Consider the following 5,025-nt stretch of genomic DNA (forward strand, 5'->3'; position numbering starts at 1 on the left):
CCGCCCGCCCGCGCCGCGGGCCCGCGTCGGCGGCGGCTGGACGCTCCCGCTGCCGACCATCGACCCGCAGATCGTCACGCGGTCCGCCGCCGCGCTCGACCGGTACGGCCCGGACTTCTCCTACGGCCACTACCTGGCGGTCAAGCGGCTGCCCGTCGCCGCCGGGATGGCGGTGGGCTCCGGCGCGCTGCTCGCGCTCGCGCAGCTCCCGCCCACCCGGTCGCTGCTGCTGCGGCTCCGCGCGCCGGGCGAGGGGCCGTCCCCGGAGCGCCGCGCCCGCAACTGGTTCAGCGTGAAGTTCGTCGGCGAGGGCGGCGGGAGGCGGGTCGTCACCGAGGTCGCGGGCGGCGACCCCGGCTACGGCGAGACCGCGAAGATGCTCGCGCAGTCCGCGCTGTGCCTCGCCCACGACGACCTGCCGAAGACGGCCGGGCAGGTGACCACGGCCACCGCGATGGGCGACGCGCTGATCGCGCGGCTCACGGCCGCCGGCATCGCCTTCCGGGTGCTCAGCCGGAAGTAGCGCGGCCGGTGCGGCCGCGGCCCGGGACGGGGATGACCGCCTCGACGGTCGTGCCGACCCCGGGGCGGCTGGTGACGGTGACGCGGCCGCCCAGCAGCTCGGCGCGCTCGCGCATGCCGCGCAGCCCGTAGGAGTCGGTGCGCCGGGTCCGCTCCGCGCGCGCGCCTTGCGCGAACACCTCGCGCACCGCGAACCCCGTGCCGTCGTCGGTGACCTTCAGCCGGACCCGGTCGCTCGCGTGCTCCAGCAGCAGGTCCACGCACGTCGCCGACGCGTGCCGCAGGCTGTTGCCGACCGCCTCCTGCGCGATCCGGTACAGCGCGGTCTGCACGTGGTCGGGCAGCTCCTCCTCCAGCTCGCCCTCCACGGTCACGCTGACGTCGATCACGCCGGACGGCCCCGGGCCGTCCCCCGCCTCGCGGGCGAGCGTCGCCAGCGCCGCGGACAGGCCGAGGTCGTCCAGCACGGGCGGCCGCAGCCCGCCGATCGCGGCGCGCGTCTCCGCCGCCGCCAGCTCGCACAGCTTCCGCGCGACCATGATCTGCGCGAGCCCCTCCGGATGGTGCTCGGGCAGCGCCCGCTCGGCCGCCGACAGGTGGAAGCCGAGGCTGGCCAGCCGCTGCGCGATGCCGTCGTGGATCTCCCGGCTCAGCCGGGACCGCTCGGCCTCCTGCGCCTCGACGGCCCGCTCGGCGAACCGCTCGGCGGCGTGCTCGCGCTCCCGGGCCGCCCGCAGCCGCCGGCACGAGCACAGCACCGGGGCGAACAGCTCCGCCAGCGCGGTGACGAGCGCGACGTCGTCGTCCGGGCACGGGCCCGCGGAGCGGACGTCCACCACCGCGATCGTGGTGTTCCCGCTCCGGACGGGGATCGCGACGCCTCGTCCGTCCGTGTGCGCGCGGGCACGGCCGTGCGCGGCCACCCAGCCGACGTCACCCTCCCCCAGCGGGACGGCCGGGCCCGACCATTCCAGCGCCCGCTCCTCGTCATCCAGTACGTAGACGTCGCAGAACGTCAGCGCGCGCGCCGAGCGGACGACCAGCCCGGCCAGCTCCTCGGCCATCCGCGGCAGCTCCCGGTCCGAGCAGGCCACCGCCACGATCCGGATGAGCAGGTCGTTGCCGCGCCCGGCGAGCAGTTCCGCCGGCGACGGCGGTGAGGCCGGCGATGGCGGCGTCACCGGAACAGCCCCTCGCGCAGCGCGACCGCGATCGCCGCGGACCGGTCGGTGACCTCGAGCTTGCGGTACAGCGCCCGCAGGTGGCTCTTCACCGTCTCCTCGCTGAGCACCAGCCGGGCCGCGATCGCCTTGTTGGACAGCCCGCCGACCAGCAGCGACAGCACCTCGCTCTCGCGCTGCGTCAGCCCCCGGTTCGCGCCGGGCCAGAACTCGCCGCGGGTCAGCCGGGCCGCCGTCACCGCCATCCGCCCGGCGAGCGTCGGGTCGACGACGGTCTCGCCCTGCGCGACCTCCTCCAGGCGCCGCACCAGCTCCGGGCCGTCCACCCGTTTCAGCAGGTAGCCGCCCGCCCCGGCGCGCAGCGCCTCGAAGACGTACTGCTCGTCGTCGTACACCGACAGGAAAACCACCCGCGCCTCGGGGACGCGGCCGGTGAGCAGCCGGCACAGGTCGAGGCCGCTCTCGGGGCCGAGCCGCACGTCCAGCAGGACGACGTCGGGGCGCAGCGTGGTGACCAGGCGGGTGGCCTCCTCCCCCGTCCCCGCCTGTCCGACGACGCGCACCCGCCCGGCGAATCCGGCCAGCATCGCCTGGAGTCCGGCGAGGATCATCTCGTGGTCGTCCACCAGGACGACGCGTACGGGGGCGCCCATTCCGGCACGATAACAACCCGAAGCTACTCACCAGTAGCCCCGCTGCGGCCGGGCCTCCCGCCATCTCACCCCCGCTCTCACCCGACCGGGGGACGCACCCGCGCCGCGACCGCCGTACTCTCCCTGTCGAAAACGGGATTCCGCAGGACGGAGGAGCAAGGTGCCCCATCGGATCGTGCATATGCTCCGGGCGCGCGGGTCGGGCCGCCGCCCCGTCATGCTCGCCATCGCCGGGGACAGCGCCGCGGGCAAGACCACACTGACCAGGGGGCTTGTACGGTGCCTGGGGGCCGAGCGGATGACGGCCGTCTGCGTCGACGACTACCACCGCTACGACCGGGCCGAGCGCGCCGGGAAGCCGTTCACGGCGCTGCACCCCGACTGCAACCACATCGACATCATGGAGCAGCACCTGCAGCTGCTCTCGATGGGCGAGCCGATCCTCAAGCCCGTCTACGACCACGCCACCGGCGAGCTCGTCCGGCCGGAACTGGTCGAGCCCCGCGACTTCGTGATCGTCGAGGGCCTGCTCCCCCTGCACACCCGGCTCGCCCGCGCCTGCTTCGACATCACCGTCTACCTGGACCCGCCCGAGCCGCTCCGGCACTCCTGGAAGGTCCGCCGCGACTGCGACAAGCGCGGCTACAGCCCCGAGCAGGTCATGGCCGAGCTCGCCCGCCGCGAGCCGGAGAGCGCCGCCTACATCCGGCCGCAGCGCAAGTACGCCGACATCGTCGTCCGGTTCGCGCCCGTCGAGGGCCGGCTCGACCCGCCCGGCACCCCGCTGTCCGCCGAGCTGCTGCTGCGCCCCACGATCGACCACCCCGAGCTCGCCGACGTGCTGGACGGCGCGTCCGGCGACGCCGACAAGCTGCTGCACCTGCGCCTGCACCGCGACGACGACGGGCGTCCCGTCGACGCCCTGCACGTGCACGGCTACGTCTCGCCCGAGGAGTCCCAAGTGGTGAAGAAGGCCATCTGGGAGCGCCTCGGCGCCCGCGCGGGAGCCGGCCTGCCCGACCCCGACGCCCTGGGCCGCCTGGGCGACGCCGGCACCAGCGACCCCCTGGCCATCACCCAGCTCCTCCTGCTCTACCACCTGCTCGACGCCGACCACCGCCAGGCGGCGTGAGACCCCGCGGGCGCGCGGGGAGGCCCCGGGGCTTGACCTGTGCCTCGGGCCGCGCGCACCGCGGCGGCCGGGAGAGCGCCCCCAGCGGGCGCGAGGGGCGCTCTCCTGGTCCTTGCATTGCCCTTGGCGTCAGGCGCTGGGGCGCCTTCCTTCGGCGGGCAATGCCTGCGATCGCTGCATCGCTCCGACTCGCCCTGGGGGCTCGCTGCGCGATCGCCAGGTTCCGGTCCGCGACGGCTGAGGTCAGGGACGGTCCAGTGCGGGCGGGTGCGGGGCTGAGGACGGAAATCGCCGGAGGCTAAAGCTCGTGCCAGGGAATCTGGGGGCGGTCGGGGGCGACGACCGCCAGGGACTGGCCGCCGCGGACCAGCTCGCCCGGGTCGGACGTCAGCCGGAACCGGGCGTTCGGACGGTGCGACTCGCCGACGGCGAGCAGGGTGCTGCCGCGGCGCAGCAGGAAGATCGCCACGTCCAGGCGCGGCCACTCGCCGGCGCCCTCGGGGACGTCCACGCGGTACAGGGTGCCGTCGGCGTCGAGGGTGCTGGCGAGGTTGTGGTAGATCGCGGCGACGCCGGGGTTGCGGATCGCGACGGCGACCACGGCGGGATCGTCGATGTCGACCGGCTCGATGTCCGGGCCGACGAGGGCGAGCGCCTCGGTGATCTCGGCGCGGCGGCCGCCGTCGTGCACGCCCGCCAGCAGGTGGACGGGCGGCTCCCCGTGCCGCCGCAGGTAGGCAGAGACGCCCAGCATCACCCGGACGGTCTCGTCGTCGGTGCGGCCGACCACCACGACCGTCCGCGCCGCCTCCAGGCAGGCCCTCTGGTAGGCGGTGTCGTCGAAGGCGACCACGTCGTACAGCTCCGGGTCGGGGTTCTCGCCGGCCAGCTCGCCGGGCCAGAAGACCGTGACGACCGGGGTGCGGGCGAACGCCGGGTCGGCGCGCAGCTGGGTGATGATGGCGCGCAGCCCGTCCCGCTCGTACCCGACGACCACGATGTGCCGCTTCACGTGCAACTGCGCCTGGCCGTTGGCCCGCATGGTCCTGCCCCTCGCCATCCAGAGCGTCAGCTCGGCGAACAGCACGAGCCCCGCGGTGAGCCCGGCCACGATCACGATCACGCCGCCGATCCGGCCGCCCGTCGAGGACGGGTACAGGTCGCCGTAACCGGTGGAGGTGCCGCTGACGAAGAAGTACCAGATGTAGTTCCACGGCCGCTTGATCTCGGCGCCGGGCTTCTCGAACACCGCGATCAGCAGCCAGCCGACCCCGAACGCCGCCAGCAGCACCAGGGCGGGCGCGCGCCAGGACCGCGCCGCGACGCGGTGCGCCAGCCGCAGCAGGATGATCGGCATTCGCGCAGCGTGCCAGCAGGCGAAATACCGCGTCAAGCCCGGAAATGCCTGTGATGCTCTGGGAGACGGCCACGGTGCGTGACCGGACCGCGGGGTTGGGCGGTGGGGGGCAAGCGCCGGGGTGCCGCCGGGCGGCCGAAGGTGGGGCGCAGGGCGGGCGGGCGGGCGCTCGCCGAAGAT

General features: G+C 74.9%; 5 protein-coding genes. 2 read left to right on the top strand and 3 right to left on the bottom strand.

Annotated elements, in window-relative coordinates; translation table 11 throughout:
* The coding region (locus ABZ914_RS46410) for a saccharopine dehydrogenase family protein (protein WP_500201046.1) at positions 1-523 on the top strand (523 nt) is incomplete at its 5' end.
* Here ABZ914_RS46410 and ABZ914_RS46415 read toward each other — a convergent pair.
* On the bottom strand, positions 510-1,703 hold the full coding sequence (locus ABZ914_RS46415) for a GAF domain-containing sensor histidine kinase (protein ID WP_500201047.1): 1,194 nt from the start codon (positions 1,701-1,703) through the stop codon (positions 510-512). The two genes, ABZ914_RS46410 and ABZ914_RS46415, sit on opposite strands and share 14 nt — an antisense overlap.
* Complete coding sequence (locus ABZ914_RS46420) at positions 1,700-2,356, bottom strand: response regulator (protein WP_151542498.1); 657 nt, start codon at positions 2,354-2,356, stop codon at positions 1,700-1,702. The genes ABZ914_RS46415 and ABZ914_RS46420 overlap by 4 nt, the downstream gene beginning before the upstream one ends.
* Positions 2,357-2,537: 181 nt before the next feature.
* Between ABZ914_RS46420 and ABZ914_RS46425 the strand changes: the two genes are divergently transcribed.
* Positions 2,538-3,488: a phosphoribulokinase gene (locus ABZ914_RS46425; RefSeq protein ID WP_190862923.1), complete on the top strand. Its 951-nt coding sequence runs from the start codon at positions 2,538-2,540 to the stop codon at positions 3,486-3,488.
* A 298-nt stretch (positions 3,489-3,786) separates the two neighbouring features.
* Here the strand turns inward: ABZ914_RS46425 and ABZ914_RS46430 are convergent, their stop codons facing one another.
* Positions 3,787-4,845, bottom strand: a complete 1,059-nt coding sequence (locus ABZ914_RS46430; protein WP_500201048.1) for a potassium channel family protein — start codon at positions 4,843-4,845, stop codon at positions 3,787-3,789.
* Between the last annotated feature and the right edge of the window lie 180 nt (positions 4,846-5,025).

The organism is Spirillospora sp. NPDC046719 (assembly GCF_040645715.1).
Lineage (GTDB): Bacteria > Actinomycetota > Actinomycetes > Streptosporangiales > Streptosporangiaceae > Spirillospora.

Coding starts and splice junctions, on each gene's coding strand:
- ABZ914_RS46430 (WP_500201048.1), bottom strand. CDS start 4,845: ATGCCGATCATCCTGCTGCGGCTGGCGCACCGCGTCGCGGCGCGGTCC.
- ABZ914_RS46425 (WP_190862923.1), top strand. CDS start 2,538: ATGCTCCGGGCGCGCGGGTCGGGCCGCCGCCCCGTCATGCTCGCCATC.
- ABZ914_RS46420 (WP_151542498.1), bottom strand. CDS start 2,356: ATGGGCGCCCCCGTACGCGTCGTCCTGGTGGACGACCACGAGATGATC.